This is a genomic window from [Clostridium] citroniae WAL-17108 (genome assembly GCF_000233455.1).
Taxonomy (GTDB): domain Bacteria; phylum Bacillota; class Clostridia; order Lachnospirales; family Lachnospiraceae; genus Enterocloster; species Enterocloster citroniae.
Window position 1 is genome coordinate 110,892 of the sequence record NZ_JH376433.1, and the last position, 17,912, is coordinate 128,803.

Genomic DNA, 17,912 nt, shown 5'->3' on the forward strand with positions numbered 1-17,912 from the left:
TTGCCGCTTTTCTTGGCCTGGTACATGGCGGTGTCCCCTTGTTCTTATTCACAGTCGGGTTCCAGGACATCTCCTGACACAGGATACCCATGTGAGATGTAAAAAGACGCGGCCCGGTGCGCGGTGCGGATGCACTTCTCAGGCGCCCATCCCTTTAATTTGGCATAACAGTAGCCTGCGTTAAAATTGTCGCCCGCACCGGTGGAGATCACAGGATGGTCCACATGCAGGGTTGGGATAAGGTACTCCTTTCCATGGACCAGGGAACGCGTAACTTTATTGGAATGGACAACGATCTCCGGGATCCGGAAGGTCTGCTGGAGCAAGCGTATGATCTGACCGCAATCAGATGCGCCAAACAGCCTTTTCCCAATCTGCAGGGCCTCATTTTCATTGACACTGAGGATCGCGTAACGGCAGGTTCCATATGTTTCCATGGTGTTAAGCATGGCCCGGATCTTGGTTTCATCATGGGAGGAGACATCGGCCGGGTCAAAAAATATGATGTCCTGTTCATCCTTCACAGTGTCCTCTCTTAATTGGGAAAAATACTCACAGAAGATTTCCTCCCACAATGTCTGCATAAAGTAGACCTCGCCCCAATTGAGAAAGGCCAGAAGATTGGATGCAAGGGCATCTTCTAAGGAAAATCCACAGCGGTCAGCCCCTTGGAGCAATGCTTTAAGGGGCTTTTTCAGGTCGGGCGCCGTGGGGCACATCATCACTTTCCCATCCTCAAATTCCAGCGCAAGTGTTTCCATGGGATCGGAAAAAGAGCATAATTCTTCCGGAGAGAAAGACTCCGCAAAAAGAGGATGAATGGTATCCGCTCCAAACATGCCTGCCAGTTTCACATTAATTCCCATCTGTTTTAAGGTGCGTCCAAAGATCGGACCATTGCCGCCTAGCCGGCTGGAAACCCGGTCCAGCTGGATGGAGCAGCTTTTCCCGCCTTTTCCTATTATGTATTGTCCCATGTCGCTGATGGTGGTGAAATAATCATAGCTGCGGCCCTGTACAGAAGAAATAGGCCTTAAAATCTGGTCAATATAACCATCAAATCCAATAAAAGCTGTTTTTTTCATACAAATTCTCCTAAAACAATTGACAAATATTATATACTTATAATATTATATGTTTATAAGGTTATGATATCTTATTATAGCACAGTATCTCTAATAACACAACAAATTACAGGAGGGTACAAAATGAAGAAGTATGCGGGTATGATCGTGGGAGGAATGGCGTTTACAATGGCGGCGCTGTCCGGGTGCGGGCAGAATGTAAAGGTGGAAACCACCGCGGCTGCGGTACAGACACAGACCGCTGCCGCTGAGACAAAAGCGGATGAATCTAAAACAGATGAATCTAAACCGACAGAAGGGGCGACATGGAAATTCAGTTGTTTTGACGCGGAGGGGACTCCTTATGTGGAAGCTTATAAAGCCATGTGGGATCGTGTTGAGGAGGAGACCGGCGGTAAGATAAAAGTTGAGATATATGACCTGGGACAGCTTGGAAATGAATCCGACCTTTTGTCCATGCTGCAGACAGGGGGAATTGACGCGGCACAGATCGGCGCCTCCCTGCTGGCAGGGTATGACGATGCATTTAATGTGGGGGACCTTCCCTTTATCTTTGATTCCTATGAACACGCGGACCGGTTTGCCAAGACTCCGGAAGCGGAAGAGATGTACGCAAAACTGGAGGATGACGGACTGAAAATGTATTATATGGGGATCATCGGATACAGGCAGCCTAATCTGGTTAAAAAGGTGATCAACTCCCCGGACGATTTTAAAGGCTTAAAATGGAGAGTTATGGATTCCCCCATCCAGATCAAGACCATGGAAGCGTTGGGGGCCAATCCCATGATCGTTGCATACAGCGAGATCTATTCAGCCCTGGATACAGGAGTGGTGGATGCGTGGATGAATGACGGTGTTGCCTTCAAGAACCTTTCTATTGCAGAGGTTGCGCCATATTATACGGATATGCCTTTGTTTGCCTCCACCCAGACCTGCATTGTCAGCAAAAAGTCTCTGGATGCGCTGGATGAGGAAACCCGCAATACGGTGGAGAGCATTTTGAAAGAGGATCTGCCGGGTGTTGTAAAAGCAGGGTGGGACCAGAATAAAGCCGGACTGGAAGACTTAAAGGCCAATGCCTTTAAAGAATATTCAGTGGTGGAAGATACGGCACCATACCTGGAAAAAGTGCAGGGTGTATATGATGATCTGGTAAAGGATTACCCCGATTGCCAGAAGTACATAGATGCGATCAACAGTGTCCGTTAGATGATGAGAGGAAGATACGATGCTGAAAAAGCTAAGCGATTTTATTTATAAAATAACCGGCGTGTTTATCTCAGTGGATTTGGCGGTTATCGTGGTTTTATCCTTCTCACAGGTGGTATCCCGGTATGTATTTTCATTTTCCATTTCATGGGCCCAGGAACTGGTGACCTATCTTTTGGTATGGCTGGTTTTTATGGGATGCTGCATGGGGCTTAGGGACAATGAGGTGGCCGCGCTCACCATTGTGGTGGATAAGCTTTCACCAAACATGAAAAAGACGGCAAGGATCCTGGTGCAGGTGCTGCTGATCATGTTCTGTGTGGTGGGCTTCTGGGCGAACCAGGAGATCATTGCAAATATGTGGAATAAAAAAAGTTCCATCCTGCGCATGAATTTGGGCTATGTCTCATTAGCATTTTCTGTCTCAAATGTAATCATTATATTCAATGCGGTATTGGAGATCGGAAACATTTTAAAGTCACTGATAGTCAAGCCGGGAGAGGAGGACAAAGAATGAATATTGCGGTTATGTTTCTGATCTTTCTGCTGCTGATGGTCATCGGAATGCCCATTGCGTATTCCCTTGGGCTGTCTTCCCTTGCCTATCTGATCTCCAACGGACAGCCTCTGACCCTGATTCCCCAGAAAATGACCGTGTCCCTGGAAAGCTTTTTGTTCGTTGCCCTTCCTCTGTTCATTCTCTGCGGTGAGATCATGAATACCGGGGGGCTGACACGGAAGCTGGTAAATGTGGCAAGAGCTGTTGTGGGCCGCTTTAAGGGAGGGCTGGCCTATGTAAACGTGGTGGTGAGCATGCTTTTTGGCGGCGTCCAGGGCCTGGCAACCGCGGATACGGTTGCCATCGGTTCCGTGCTGATCCCGGCCATGACAGAGGAGGGCTACAGGAAGGATTTCAGCGTTGCGATCACCGTGGCGTCCTCCACCATTGGGGCCATCATTCCTCCCAGCCTGCTCTTTGTAATATACGGATCTGTCACAGGCGTTTCCATTGGAAAAATGTTTATGGGCGGTCTGATCCCCGGAATCTTACTGGGGCTGGGGCAGATGGTGTATGTCTTTTATCTTGGAAAAAGCAGGAAATACAAAGATTACATTCCGGTGGGTGAAAAACTCCCCTGGAAAACCTGCCTGAAATATTTGATCGAAGGCATTCCCACCATGATCCTGCCGCTTATTATTATCGGCGGTATTGTGGGCGGTGTGGTAACAGCGGCGGAATCCGCGGTACTGGCCGTGGTATATGCCATTATCCTTGGATTGGCGTCAAGGGAACTGAAACTCAGGGATCTGCCGGGGATTTTCTGGAAGTCGGCCAAGACGGTGGGGTCTGTCATGATTATTTTAAGCGCATCCACTATCTTTGCCTATATCCTGACACAGGAAAAGGTTCCTCAGATGGTGGTGAACATTTTGCTGAATATTACGGACAACCGGATCCTCCTTCTGCTGATCATCAATGTGTTTTTACTGTTTGTGGGTACCTTTATGGATTCAACGCCTGCTGTTACGATCTTGGCGCCCATCCTTCTCCCGGTGCTCACACAGATGGGGATGAATCCTGTCCACATTGGGGTGTTTATGTGCTTTAACCTTATCATGGGACTGATAACCCCGCCGGTGGGTTCCTGTCTTTATCTGGCATCCGGGATCAGTCATATGTCGGTGGAAAAAATTTCAAAGGCCATGCTTCCTCTATATGGCGTTAACTTTTTGATTTTAATGCTGGTCACCTATATTCCAACCCTGTCACTTCTGATTCCCTCTATGCTGGGAATGGGATAAGGAAACTATACGGACAAAAAGGAGCAAACACATTATGACTGGATTTTATGAGGAAGTTATGACACAGCCGTCAAAGCTGGCCGGACTTTTGGAAATCTATAAACAGGAGGGCTATGAGACGGTCAGGGAAGCGGCTGCAATGATCACACAGGGAAACCATGTATATTTCGCAGGAATGGGGACTTCCCTGAACGTGGCTTCCTGTATACTTGGACGCCTGAGCCAACAGGTAAGCGCCTCGGCGCTGGAAGCAGGGGAGCTGCTGGAAATGCCCGGGCTGCTGAGAGAGGGAGATGTGCTGGTGCTGATCTCCCAGTCAGGAGAAAGCATTGAGATCTGCCGGCTCTTTGAACAGATAAAAGGAAGGGTAAAGATCATCGGTATCACAAACAATGAAGGATCTGTTTTGGCCAAAAACAGCGACCTGGCGCTTTTTCTCTATGCCGGAACAGAAGAGAGCATTACAAATAAAACCTTTACCAACACCATGGCCGTCTTATACATGATCGAATCCGTGATCAATGGAAAAGATCTGAGTGAACTGGAAGAAAGGCTGTACTCAGCCATTCCCGTCATGGAAGAACTCCTGAAAACAGGGAAAGAGGAGATCCGGCAGTGGGCACAGCGGCTTTCCCCCGCAGACGTGATCCACTTTATCGGTGCAGGGGCGGCCGCGGCTTCCCTTGCCCAACAATCAGCTTTAATCTTCATGGAAGGGGCCCAATGCTCGGCAAGGGCATTTTCCGTGGGCGGGTTCAGACATGGCCCCATTGAGATCTGTTCTAAGCAGCACCGGGTGGTTTTATATCTCAGTGACGGAAAATATATGGAAAAGATATTGAATTTAGCCAGGGAAATGCAGTATTATGGTAGTGAGGTGGTAATCGTTTCCAATCAGTCCATGGATTTTGGATCCCATTTCTTTGTGGGCAGCATGGCGGAAGAAGGATTTGCGATGGCTGGTGCGCTTTTTATGGAGATCCTTTTATACCAGGTGGCGTCCATGAGAGGTGTGGCAGCCGGGGAATTCCATATTACCAATAAAATATGTAAAAAGGAATAATAAATCTTATGAAAAAGTTAGAACGGGAAGGTCCATTGACATTAACCTATCAGTTGACGGAAGAATTAAGGAAACTGGTAATGACCCAGTACAAACCGGGCGATCTGTTTTTAAGCGATAAGGAGATCGTAGAAAAGTATGGGGTCAGTGTGATCACTGTGCGCAATGCGGTGGAAAATCTTGTGTCCGAAGATCTGCTGGTCAGAAAAAGGGGGAAGGGCACCTTTTTGACGGATAAAAAGATTTCCAACAATATTACGGTACTGCAGAGCGGGACTGAACTGTTCAAAGCAATGGGAATCGAAAGCACCATAGAACTCATATCCGCGGAGCAGATCAAGGCGGATCATCTCCTTTCCAAACGGTTTGAAGTTCCCTTTAAGACGGAATTATATAAACTTGTAAGGGTCAGGAAGATTGCCGGGATTCCCTACAGCATAGAGACAAATTACTTTACAACGGAAACCTGCAGGGATATCATTCATTTATATCAGGGGAATTCCCTGTACGCATTTTTAAAGGATACGTATGATATCTGTGTGCTTAAATCACATGAGACATATAACGCGGTGCTGCTGGATGAGGAGCATGCAAAGCTCCTGGATCAGAAAAAGAAGTCCCCTGCATTTCGTATGGAAGGCAGGGTCTATGACCAGTACGACAGGCTGATATCCCTGGAAGAGAGTATTTACAGGGCTGACAAATATGAGATCGTGGTTGATACGGACGCCGGACAGCACCGGGCCACTTATGTGATCGGGGAGTGACGGCTGCAGACATAATAAGGCGTACTCTTGGAGTTTCCAAGGGTGCTCGAATATGTATTGGAGGAAGTTATGGGCAAACATTTTCAGGGAATCATGGTCCCTGTCTTAACGCCGTTTGACATCAACGGCGAAATAGCGATCAATGAATTTAAGGAGCACCTGCTGTTTCTGCTGGAACACCAGGTGGATTCCCTCCTGATCCCAAGCGGAACAGGGGAATTTGCTAACCTGACATTTGAGCAGAAAAGGCAGTTAATAAAAGCTGCTGCAGACACAATAAAAAAACGGGTGCCTCTTGTGGCGCTGATCAGCGACTGTTCCACCGCAAATGTACTGGAATTACTTAAAATGGCCCAGGAGGAAGGGGCGGACGAAGTAATGCTTACCCCTCCCTATTATTCAAGGATCGACCAGAGGGCCATACTTACGTTTTACCAGACAATTGCCGACAAGGCAAAGGTGCCCCTGTGGATTTATCAGCAGCCGGGGGAAACCAAACTGAGCCTGGATCCTGAAACTGTGATGGCTTTATCAAAGCATCCCAACATCTGTGGAATCAAGGTGGCATGCGGGGATGATTTCTTTTACTTTACCAATCTTGTACATACAATGAAGGGCGATCCTGAGTTTTCCGTCTTAAATGGGGAAGACTACTGTACGCTTCCCTCATACTGTGTGGGCGGGGACGGCTCTGTCTCCTCCATAGCCAACGTGATACCCGGAGAGCTTACAGGCATTTGGAGCGCCCACAACCAAAAAGATTATGAGAAGGCAATGGCCCTGCAGGATCGGATCATGGAGTACTGCACCTTCCTGGAGATGGTTGACACCGGCGCATATCAGAGCGCATGCAAGACGGCTCTGCGGGAGATGGGCCTGTACAGTACCAACAAGGTCAGCCGCCCCTTTGTGGAGGTGCTTCCACAGGAAGAAATGAATATCATAAAAAGGATAAAGGAAATGAACCAATCATAAAAGATCCCAAAGCCTCCGGCGGATTTGCCCCGGAGGCTTTCTATGTTATACGGCTCATCACATACAACTCCTGCACCAAAAAAATATTTGTATTTGCCCCAGGTTATGCTATACTGATTTAAGGAAATAATGCAGGAATTCAGATAGATGGAGGGCGGATGAAAAAACATTCAGGCATTCTGATCATGGTTTTGATATGTACCGTATTTATGGCATTGGCCATACCTACGGTATCTTATGGACAGAAAAACAGTAACCCTGAGATGCTTCGCGTTGGTTTCTTTCAATATGACGGTTATCATGAGATGGATGACATGGGAAATAAAAGCGGCTATGGTTATGAGGTCCTGCAGCTGCTGGCCCGATATGAAAACGTCACTTACGAATATACAGGATATGAAAAGAATTGGTCCCAGATGCTTGAGATGCTGGAGGCCGGTGAACTTGACCTTCTTACATCAGCGGAGAAAACATCTGAGCGGTTGGAAAAATTTGATTTTTCAGAGCGTGACATAGGTTCCAGCAGCACCATTTTAACGGTTAAAGCCGGCAACGACAGACTGGTGGCAGGTAATTACGCCACCTATGACGGAATCCGTGTGGGAATGATCGCTGACAACAGCAGAAATGACCGCTTTGCAGATTTTGCCAGGGAACATGGGTTCAGCTACGTCCCTGAGTATTTCACATCGGAACAGGAGTTGACAGATGCCCTTCAAGACCAAAGGATAGACGCTGCCCTGACCAGTAATCTCAGGACATTAAGAGATGAATGGATTTTAAATGTGTTTGAAATGGTCCCCTTCTATGTGATGGTAAAAAAAGGGGATTCCCACATGCTGTCCATGGTAAACAATGCTATCGAGAAATTGGATATGGATTCGCCCAAATGGAGGGATGGACTTTACAGTAAATACTATCAGAGAGACATGGGCGAGCAGCTTCATCTGTCAGTGGAGGAGCGGGAGTTTTTAAACGACCAGAAGGACACTGTGTTTAAAGTTGCAATGAACCCGGACCGCTATCCATATTCCTGGTTTGAGGACGGAACGGCGAGGGGGATCATGCCGGAACTGTTTGCCGAGATAGCCAGGAGGGCAGGCATCCGCTATGAGATCATAGAGACAGCCAGCCGCCCAGAGTATGTGGACCTGCTAAGTTCACATAAGGCGGATCTGTGTATGGACATTCATGACGATTTCTCCAAGGCGGAATCCATGGGGATGAAGATCACCGACAGTTATTTATTAACTGATTTTTCCTGGGTCGTCCGCAAAAATTTTCACGGGACAATGGAACGGGTGGCAACCATTGGCCCCAGCGCTGCAGCTACCACGGTTTTGCCTGAACTGGTGGGAGATGCCCAGGTCCTTTATTTTGACTCGGTGGCAGAATGCCTCAATGCGGTGCGCAGCGGGAAGGCGGACGGTTACTATACATATACCTTCCAGGCGGAACGGTTTGTGTTTGATGATGTACACAATGAACTGGCAACCGTGCTCACATCCCACTATGAACGTTTCAGTATTGGCGTTGGTCATCATCTGGATTCCAATCTGCTTACGATTCTGAATAAAGGCGTAAACAGCCTGGATGCTTATTATTTGGAAAATGTAACCCGGAGGAATACGGAATTCGGAGAGCGTCCCATGAGTCTCACCAGATTGTTCTACGAGTTTCCTCAGTTGATGGCGGCCATGTTCCTCTTTCTGGCCGTAATCGCGGTTTTATGTACAGCCACTATAGTGCAGAGACGGTATCACCGGAGGCTCAGACTGGCCCTGCATGATGCGGAAATAGCCAATCAGGCCAAGACCGATTTCCTGGCCAATGTATCACACGATATCCGTACTCCCATGAACGCTATCATCGGGATGGCCACCATTGCCGGGATGGAAGAGGACAATGTGGACCAAATGCGAAGATGCATACACCAGATCAAAAAATCCTCCATCCACCTGCTTGCCATTATCAATGATGTTCTGGATATGAGCGCCATCGAGAAGGGGAAGTTTACCGAGAAGAGGGCACCCTTTCAGATCACAGAAAGGCTAAGCGGACTTGCCGGTATCGTGGAGCAGCAGACCAAAGACAAATCGCTGAGATTTGAGATGGACATGTCCGGTCTCCTCCATGACCACGTGATCGGGGATGGGGATCACTTAAACCGCATTGCCATGAACCTGATTAACAATGCTGTAAAATTCACAAAAGCCGGCGGGTGGATCAGGGTAAGCTTGACGGAACAGGAATGGGATCAGGAAAATATGGCCGCATACCAGCTAAAGGTCAGCGACAATGGAAGGGGCATGAGCAGAGAATTCCAGCAGCGGCTGTTTGAGCCGTTTGAACGGGAGCACAGCAGCACGGACAGCAAGCTGGAAGGAACCGGTTTAGGACTGTCTATTGTCAAGCATATCGTGGATATGATAGGCGGGGAGATCCAGGTGGAAAGCGAGCTGGGAAAGGGGACTGAGATAACGGTTTCATTCCGCCTTGAGATCGATACCTGTCCGGCTGAAACAGAAAAGGAGAGATCAGAAGCGCCCCTTTACAATGACAAGCGAGTCCTGCTGGTTGAAGACAATGAAGTGAACAGGGAGATCGCGGCCACCATTTTGTCACACGCCGGACTCACGGTTGACACTGCCTCCGATGGTTTGGAGGCGGTGGAGATCATGGAATCCATGGAAAAGACGGGCCCGGGGACGTATGACCTTATCTTTATGGATATTATGATGCCGCGGATGGATGGATATGAAGCATCCCGCCGCATACGCAGCCTGGGAGTATCAACCCCCATTACAGCCATGACCGCAAACGCCTTTGCGGAGGACCGGAAAAAGGCAATGGAAGCCGGGATAGACGAGTATCTGGCAAAGCCTCTTGAGATGGAAGAACTTTACCGGGTGTTGAGGAGATTTTTGGGGTAGGAGAAGGATAACCCGGAGATCAAGGACATTGCCGACTGGATTTTCAGTCTTCCCTAATATCCGATTTCTGATATTACCCGCAGAATAAGCAGAATAAAAAAAGCAAAAAACCGTATTCACAGGAAATGTTGTGGATGCGGTTTTTTGATTCCGAAACATACCGGAAAATAACCCCCCGGTTTTTTGATGAATAAATATACCTTACAATAAAGAAACTAAAAAGGTCATATTAAAAGATTAGTGTATTCTCGTAAAGCAGGATGCTAAGGAGACTTTGGGAGTACACGACCATGAAACGGAGGTTGTTATGGAAAGGGAAAGGCTTATAAAGGAATTTGCGGATTATCTGCAGATGGAGGAGAAATCAGATGCCACTATCAGTAAATATCTGCATGATGCGGCGGAAATGTTGGATTTTATGGATGCTGGGAAGTTTGGGGAAATAAACAAAGAAATGCTCATACAGTATAGGCAGTATCTAAGCACACAGTGCAGGGCACAGACAGTGAACGGAAAATTATCAGCAGTGAACTCGTATTTAAGATATATGAACATGGAGATGTATAAAGTCAAATTCCTGAAGGTCCAAAGAAAGGCATATGTGGATGAAAAGAGGGAGATGACCGAGCGCGATTATAAGCGGCTTCTGGAAACCACCATCCGCCAGGGAAAGACCCAGATGTATTTCCTTATGCAGGTTCTATACGGCACCGGGATCAGAATCAGTGAACTTCCCTATGTAACTGTGGAAGCAGTGGACCAGGGAAAAGCGGAAATATATTTGAAAGGAAAGTACCGGGTGATTATTTTTCCAAGAAATCTTGTTAAAAAGCTGAAAGAATATATAAAAAACATGAAAATACAAAGCGGCTGTATTTTCAGGACCAGGAGCGGACGGTGTCTGGACAGAAGCAATATATGCCATTCCATGAAAAAGATATGCCAGGAAGCAGGGGTGGAGAAATCAAAAGTATTTCCCCATAATTTCCGTCACCTGTTTGCTAAAAGTTTTTACGCGATTGAAAAAAACCTGGCTCATCTGGCGGACATCCTGGGCCATTCCTCCATTGAAACAACGCGGATCTATGTGGCAGCCAGCATAAAACAGTATGAAAAGGTGATGAACCGGATGAACATTGTGGTGGACGAAAAAATACCACAGAATATTCATTCTGCGGTCAGCCAAATTATGGAAATACCACAGAATATTCATTCTGCGGTCAGCCAAACTATGGAAATACCACAGACTATTCATTCTGTGGTGCCATGTCAACATATTTAAATAATTAGGACTTAGACTCCTTGTATTTTATAACAAAAACTGGATGGAGTCAATATACATACACTTATTTTTCTCAAACCAAACAGACCGGGAAGGAAAATATATGCTTGCCGGCCTGTTTGTGCGTCAAAAAATACAATTGTTGTTTTTTCAATATACGAAACATCCCCCCATGTCCATCTCAACCTTGAAAAATACTATGGAAGTACCGCAGAATGAATAGTCTGTGGTAACCAAAATCAAATGTCGTGTCCGATTAAATAAATATAAGGAATCCCAGGCGGTTCTGAGTATAGAAAGGAAGATGTATGGACGCGGGAATGCTTGAAGACTACATCATTGCGGAAGACGATATCCCAAGGGACGGCGGAAAATATCCCGAATATACAGCCACCATGTTTATTGTGATCGAATGTTATTACAACAGTATCGCAAAAGGCTATCTGCAGACGTTCTACCAGGAGCAGCCGTTCCCCTTCTTTGGCCTTGACAATATGCTGATACAGCTTGAGCGCATTATGGACATGGCAGGTGTGCCGAGCAAGTGTAATGAATACAGGCATATGGTGAATATTTCTTCTGCAAGAAAAACAAAAAAAGATTTACCACACATGGAATCTGATCAAAAATTTCAGCCTGTTAAATTCAATCCCAACAACATATGCGCGGCCAAACATCTTTTTTCCATCAGAGTATATTCCAGGCGGAACGCAAGTATTCAGGGCATACTGAGAAATGCTAAAAAGCAGATGAGTTTCAGAAGCGGGATCGATGTGATCCGAGGGATCCATGAATGCATGAGCGAGGTGCTGGAGGAAGGAAATCATGTTGAATAAAGGATGGATCGATATACATGCCCATGTATTGCCTGGAGTGGATGACGGGGCGCGGGACTGGGAGGAATCCAGGGCACTGTTAAAGCTGGCATATGACCAGGGGATACGGCACATCATAGCTACCCCTCATTATACATATAAACAGGATGTGGAAAAACTTCAGGATTTAGGCTCACGCCTGGATCTGGAGGCAAAATCCATTGCACAGGATTATGGGGTCAGCCTTGGGCAGGAGATCATGTATTTTGAAAACCTTACAGCTTATCTGGACCAGAATAAAGCACTTACCCTGGCCGGAAGCAGATATGTGCTGGTGGAATTTGAACCATCGGACAGCCTGGGCAGGATCCAAAGGGCAGTGCGCCAGTTGATACAGGCTTCCTATTTTCCCGTAATCGCCCATGTGGAGCGTTATACATCCCTTAACCATCTGGAGGATTTGGCGGAATTGGTTGAATGCGGGGCATATCTTCAGATGAATTCCCGGAGTCTGGATGGCGGATGGACGGATCAACGTGCCAGGAGGTGTAAGCGATGCTTAAGAAAAGGGATCATTCATTTCATTGCCACTGATATGCATAATCCATGGAACCGACCACCGGACATCAAAAACGCAATTTCATGGATTGAACGCAATATAGGGGGGAACACAGCGCTTCAGGTGACCATGGTAAATCCTGAATTCATTCTTCTGGACAGAATGATATAGCAAAAGAAAGTATGGAAAAGGTAACAGCAATGGAAAACAACATATATGAAGATCGGAACGAGAACGAAATTGAAATTGATGTATTAGAGTTATTGTTTGTATTTAAGAAAAAAGCATGGGTGATCATTTTGGCCGCGTTGGCGGGATGCCTCGGATCCGGTATATACAGCAAAATGATTTTAAAACCAGTGTATACGTCCACCTCCATGGTGTATGTACTGTCAAAGGAGACAACTTTGACCTCCCTGGCCGATCTGCAGATAGGAAGCCAGCTCACAAAGGATTACAGTGTAATGATCACCAGCAGGCCTGTTTTGGAACAGGTGATTGAAAATCAGGGGCTGAATCTATCATACACCCAATTAAAAAATATGATACGCATCTCCAACCCTGCCGATACAAGGATCCTAAACATGTCAGTATCAGACACTGATCCGGTAAGAGCCAAGGCCATTGTAGATGCGGTGGCCAAGGCGTCCTCAGATTATATTGGGGATATTATGGAAATGATCCCGCCTAAGATCATAGAGAACGGTGTGGTTCCCTCTGTCCCTACATCCCCTAATATAAAGAAAAACGCGGCGCTGGGAGGGCTGGCCATGATCGTGGCAGCCTGCGGTATCATATCCCTCCAGGTTATTATGAACGATACCATACGCTCTGAGGAAGATGTGTCCCGGTATCTGGGGATCAGTGTTCTGGCCGCCATACCTGAAAATGGGGAAACGGAAAATAATCCGTTGGTCCAAAAAAACAAGCGAAAGAAAAGCCGGAAAAAACAGAAGCCCATATCAAAAAAGGGCTGAGAGGAGAGAGACAAGGTATGGATCAAATATTAAATCTGAAAAATACAGGGGAGAAGAATTATCATTTTGAAGAGTCCATCAAAACGCTCCGGACCAATATGCAGTTTTGCGGAAGCAGCCTGAAAACCATCATGTTCACAAGTTCACTGCCCAATGAGGGGAAAAGTGAGATTACATTTTCAGTGGCCGCCTCCCTTGGCAGCATAGGAAAAAAAGTATTGATGATCGATGCGGATATACGCAAATCTGTACTGATAAAAAGGTATGAGATCAAGGGCAATCCCAATGGGCTCTCCCAGTATCTCAGCGGACAAAAATCCCTGGATGAGATCTGTTATGCCACTGACGTGGAAAATTTTGACATCATCCTTGCGGGTCCCTATTCCCCAAATCCGGCTGAACTGTTGGAAGACTCATTGTTCCGGGAATTGTTGGAAAAAGCTAAGGAAAGATATGACTACATCATCATTGACACACCGCCAATGGCAAATCTCATTGACGGGGCCATTATTGCTAATCAATGTGACGGGGCAGTCATTGTAATAGAGAGCGGTACTATCAGCTATCATTTGGTCCAGAAAGTAAAAGGTCAATTGGAAAAGAGCGGGTGCCGTATTTTGGGAGCTGTGTTGAACCGGGTAGACAAGGAATATGAGAATGGATATTACAAAAAATATTATGGGAAATACTATGGGAAATATGGAGAGGCGTAAAAATATAATGGATTGATGCAGGCAATGAGCAATATGAGGAGAACAAAAAGCAGACAGCGATTAAAAGATAGGAAATGGAAGAATATGGCAGCGACATCCATTTCACTTCTGGCAGCATTTTTAATTTACCGGACAGGTCAGCTCTATACAGAAAACCGAACAGCGGTAGAAGATGCAGTGCAGTGGCGCCAGGAACAGGCAGAAGGCAGATTTGATAACACAACCCAACGGATAGAGTACCAGGGGAATATATATCGCCGCAATACTTATGTAAAGGCCATATTATGTATGGGAATAGACAGACCCGGAAGTCTGAAAGAAACCACGGTTTCCGGTTCCGGAGGTCAGGCTGACGCAATTTTTCTTATTGCTCAGGACATTGCCAGAGATAAGGTGAAAATCCTCATGATACCAAGGGATACCATGACGGAAATAACGCTGACGGATCTGAGTGGGAATGTTTTAGGCAGAAATATCCAGCATATCACCCTGGCTTATGCCTACGGAGATGGCAGGGAAAAGAGCTGCCAGTATATTACGGAAGCTGTCAGCAACCTGTTGGGAGGCCTGACCATAGATGGGTATATAGCAATCAGTATGTCGGCTTTACCGGTGGTCAATGACGGGGTGGGGGGAGTCACCGTAACTATAGAAGATCAGAGAATGGAACAGATCGCCCCTGAATTTGGTTATGGAAAGACGGTTACACTAAAGGGCAGACAGGCGGAGGCATATATCCGCTACAGAGATACCGGGCGGACACAAAGTGCGTTGGACCGTGCAGAACGACAGAAATCTTATATACAGGGATTTCTGCAGTCCGCCAAGGCACAGGCTGCAAAAGATGACAGCTTCGTTTCAGAAATAATGAACGATATATCACCATATATGTTAACAGATATGACAAAAGACAGATACATGGATATGGCGCTGGCCTTTTTAGGAAGCGGACAGGATGTGGGTATGTCAGATATGACCACACTTCCCGGTCAGGCAATGGAAACAGCAATCTATGACGAGTATTATCCTGATCAGGAAGGGATACAGCCAGTCATTCTGGATATGTTTTACCGGCAGGAATGAAATTATGGTATGTTTCGGACATACGTCATACGTGTGCCGGACATGTACCGGTTTCAAACTAATGAAAATAGGTATGCAATTAATACTTATTATAAATAGTCAATTTGATTTAAGAAAGGAAGGATAGGAATGATGAAAAAAAAGCTTACAACCATAGCGTTAGCTGCTGCACTTGCAGTATCACAGGCTGTTTGCTCCTATGGAGCCAACAGCCCGGGAACAGGACCGGTTATTGGGGATAACAGCGGGGATAGTGATTATGATATTGGGGATCGGGTGGATAGCGTCACAGGCGGCGGTTCAACTGCAGGAAGTTCTTCTGTTCCCGGATCTGGGCAGGGAACCAATACAGTTGGAATCGGGGTTGGGCAGACCGCCGGTGAAACAGCGGTTACCACAAACAGCAGAGGTCAGGCCGTAGTGGGGGATACTGCACTTGAGTTTATACAAGGAAGCGATAGCGCCGTGTCAGGACTTCCTGAAACCGTTGTAAACACAATCAATGGCATTAACAATGGACAGCCCTTAAATGAGGTGGTTCCCGGTGTGGACTTATCCGGGTATAACGCTCTTGTAGGAACACATGCTATATTGACAAAAGATGCAACGGCTAACACAGAAAAGGCTGGTCAGGTGGAAGTCCCTCTATATGTTCCGAATCTGGTGGACGGACTAGGAGATGTTCAGGTGCTCTTTTACAATAACCTGACAGGCACCTGGACTGTGATTCAACCAAACAGGATTGATACGGCTTCTAAGATGATTTGGTTTAGTATTCCAAACTCAGGTACTCTTTCCGTTATCTACAAACGTTAACGCCAGCGCTCTGATCAGCTGAAAAAAGGTGGGTATGAAAGTGGCATGTAAAAACAAACTTGTTTTAGAAAAATGTCTGCCCCATAGCAAACGGGTAAGAATGGGGGTCCTCTGGGCCTATGACATGGCAATGGTCTGGATTTGTGCATGCCTGGCTCTGGGGCTTAGATTTGACCTGAACCTGCCGGCCGTCCCGATCCAGTATGCCAGGGAACTGTGGAAGTACGGTTTTCTGCAGATGGCAGTGGTGTCCCTCGTATTTTACGGGGGACACCTGTACGCCATCATGTGGGGAACAGCCGGTATACGGGAAATGGTACTGGTAGGCCTGTCCTGCCTGTCGGCTGCACTGGTGCAGCCGGTTGGGATACTGCTGTTTGATGCACGGATGCCCAGAAGCTATTATGTGCTGTGGTTTGTGCTTATGACGGCAGCGTCCATGTGGGGGCGCAGCAGTTTTCAGGTGATGCAGAGAATCGTAAACAGGCTGAACCGGGCGATGGACAAGGAAGAGCCTCCCCGTGTCATGATCATTGGCGGAGGAAAGGCAGGGACCCTTATTGTCCGGGAGATGAAGGGCAGTGAGAAGATCCACGGCCTGCCTGTGTGCATTGTGGATGACGACAGGGACAAGCAGGGCCGGATGATCGATGGTGTTCCCATAATGGGGACCAGGCAAGACATCGCAAAGCTTGTAAAAGAAAAGGAAATAGATAAGATATACGTTGCCATCCCGGCCGCCGCGCCTGAGCAGATACGAAATATTCTTGGAATATGTCAAAAGACAGGATGCCAGGTTAAGACACTTCCCGGCGTATATCAGCTGATGAACGGCGAGGTGAATATTTCCAGGCTCCGGAAGGTAGAGATCGAGGACCTTTTAGGCAGGGAGCCGGTCCGTACCAATCTGGATGAGATCATGGGCTATGTAAAGGATAAGGTAGTCCTGGTCACCGGGGGCGGTGGTTCCATTGGCAGCGAGCTGTGCAGGCAGCTGGCGGGACACAAGGTAAAACAGCTCATTATATTTGATATATATGAAAATAATGCCTATGAGATCCAGCAGGAACTGAGACGTAAGTACCCGCAGATGGATCTGGTGGTGCTGATCGGTTCCGTGCGCAATACAAACCGTCTGGAATATCTGTTCCGTACATACAGGCCAGACATTGTATATCATGCAGCGGCCCATAAGCATGTGCCTCTGATGGAGGACAGTCCCTGTGAGGCCATTAAAAATAATGTGATGGGAACCTATAAGACAGCCAGGGCAGCCATCAAATATGGGGTAAAACGCTTCATTCTCATTTCCACGGATAAGGCGGTCAATCCCACCAATATTATGGGCGCAAGCAAACGGCTCTGTGAAATGGTTGTGCAGATGAGCAACCAGAAAAGCAGTACGGAGTTTGTTGCGGTCCGCTTTGGAAATGTTCTGGGAAGCAACGGAAGTGTCATCCCGCTGTTTAAAAGACAGATTGAAAGCGGCGGACCGGTAACTGTGACACATAAGGATATCATACGGTACTTTATGACCATACCGGAGGCGGTCAGCCTGGTGATACAGGCAGGAGCCTATGCAAAGGGCGGGGAAATATTTGTCCTGAACATGGGAAATCCGGTCCGGATTCTGGACATGGCCGAGAACCTGATCCGTTTGTCCGGCTATGAGCCGTACAAGGACATTGATATCTGCTTTACCGGACTCAGACCCGGGGAAAAACTGTATGAGGAGCTGCTCATGGATGAAGAAGGTCTCCAGAAGACGGAGAATGAGCGCATTTTCATAGGAAAGCCCATAGAAATGGATTATGACAGGTTTGAGCGGG

The 17,912-nt window shown here is 47.0% G+C and carries 16 protein-coding genes; 15 read left to right on the plus strand and 1 reads right to left on the minus strand.

Features of this window, described 5'->3' with window-relative positions; translation table 11 throughout:
• Window positions 1-44: 44 nt before the first annotated feature.
• Window positions 45-1,085 (minus strand): carbohydrate kinase family protein, encoded by a 1,041-nt coding sequence (locus HMPREF9469_RS29000; protein WP_007871000.1) that lies wholly within the window; start codon window positions 1,083-1,085, stop codon window positions 45-47.
• Window positions 1,086-1,208: 123 nt separating this feature from the next.
• On the opposite strand from HMPREF9469_RS29000, the gene HMPREF9469_RS29005 reads away from it, so the two are divergent.
• From HMPREF9469_RS29005 to HMPREF9469_RS29075, 15 genes are all read left to right on the plus strand, one after another.
• Window positions 1,209-2,297 carry a TRAP transporter substrate-binding protein gene (locus HMPREF9469_RS29005; protein WP_007871003.1) on the plus strand — a complete coding sequence of 363 codons (1,089 nt, stop codon included), beginning with the start codon at window positions 1,209-1,211 and terminating at the stop codon, window positions 2,295-2,297.
• Window positions 2,298-2,316: 19 nt separating this feature from the next.
• Complete coding sequence (locus HMPREF9469_RS29010) at window positions 2,317-2,814, plus strand: TRAP transporter small permease (protein WP_007871006.1); 498 nt, start codon at window positions 2,317-2,319, stop codon at window positions 2,812-2,814.
• Window positions 2,811-4,100 (plus strand): TRAP transporter large permease, encoded by a 1,290-nt coding sequence (locus HMPREF9469_RS29015; RefSeq protein ID WP_007871009.1) that lies wholly within the window; start codon window positions 2,811-2,813, stop codon window positions 4,098-4,100. Before HMPREF9469_RS29010 ends, HMPREF9469_RS29015 begins: the two co-directional genes overlap by 4 nt.
• A gap of 34 nt (window positions 4,101-4,134) precedes the next feature.
• Window positions 4,135-5,163, plus strand: a complete 1,029-nt coding sequence (locus HMPREF9469_RS29020) for an SIS domain-containing protein (RefSeq protein ID WP_007871011.1) — start codon at window positions 4,135-4,137, stop codon at window positions 5,161-5,163.
• Between the two features lie 8 nt (window positions 5,164-5,171).
• Window positions 5,172-5,930, plus strand: coding sequence for a GntR family transcriptional regulator (locus tag HMPREF9469_RS29025; protein WP_007871013.1), 759 nt, complete (start codon window positions 5,172-5,174; stop codon window positions 5,928-5,930).
• A gap of 69 nt (window positions 5,931-5,999) precedes the next feature.
• Window positions 6,000-6,905: a dihydrodipicolinate synthase family protein gene (locus tag HMPREF9469_RS29030; protein WP_007871014.1), complete on the plus strand. Its 906-nt coding sequence runs from the start codon at window positions 6,000-6,002 to the stop codon at window positions 6,903-6,905.
• Window positions 6,906-7,063: 158 nt separating this feature from the next.
• Window positions 7,064-9,838, plus strand: coding sequence for an ATP-binding protein (locus tag HMPREF9469_RS29035; RefSeq protein WP_007871017.1), 2,775 nt, complete (start codon window positions 7,064-7,066; stop codon window positions 9,836-9,838).
• 307 nt (window positions 9,839-10,145) lie between these two features.
• The gene (locus HMPREF9469_RS29040; RefSeq protein ID WP_007871019.1) at window positions 10,146-11,120 is read left to right on the plus strand and encodes a tyrosine-type recombinase/integrase; all 975 of its coding nucleotides are present in this window, start codon (window positions 10,146-10,148) and stop codon (window positions 11,118-11,120) included.
• Between the two features lie 308 nt (window positions 11,121-11,428).
• On the plus strand, window positions 11,429-11,956 hold the full coding sequence (locus HMPREF9469_RS29045; protein WP_007871021.1) for a hypothetical protein: 528 nt from the start codon (window positions 11,429-11,431) through the stop codon (window positions 11,954-11,956).
• Window positions 11,946-12,665, plus strand: a complete 720-nt coding sequence (locus HMPREF9469_RS29050; RefSeq protein ID WP_007871023.1) for a CpsB/CapC family capsule biosynthesis tyrosine phosphatase — start codon at window positions 11,946-11,948, stop codon at window positions 12,663-12,665. Before HMPREF9469_RS29045 ends, HMPREF9469_RS29050 begins: the two co-directional genes overlap by 11 nt.
• A gap of 29 nt (window positions 12,666-12,694) precedes the next feature.
• A complete protein-coding gene (locus tag HMPREF9469_RS29055) occupies window positions 12,695-13,471 on the plus strand; it encodes a YveK family protein (protein ID WP_007871024.1) in 777 nt (258 codons plus the stop codon).
• A 17-nt stretch (window positions 13,472-13,488) separates the two neighbouring features.
• Complete coding sequence (locus tag HMPREF9469_RS29060; protein WP_007871026.1) at window positions 13,489-14,184, plus strand: CpsD/CapB family tyrosine-protein kinase; 696 nt, start codon at window positions 13,489-13,491, stop codon at window positions 14,182-14,184.
• Window positions 14,185-14,268: 84 nt separating this feature from the next.
• Complete coding sequence (locus tag HMPREF9469_RS29065) at window positions 14,269-15,267, plus strand: LCP family protein (RefSeq protein WP_007871028.1); 999 nt, start codon at window positions 14,269-14,271, stop codon at window positions 15,265-15,267.
• Between the two features lie 132 nt (window positions 15,268-15,399).
• Complete coding sequence (locus HMPREF9469_RS29070) at window positions 15,400-16,083, plus strand: hypothetical protein (protein WP_007871036.1); 684 nt, start codon at window positions 15,400-15,402, stop codon at window positions 16,081-16,083.
• Between the two features lie 100 nt (window positions 16,084-16,183).
• A partial coding sequence (locus HMPREF9469_RS29075) for a polysaccharide biosynthesis protein (protein WP_416390402.1) occupies window positions 16,184-17,912 on the plus strand: 1,729 nt, incomplete at its 3' end.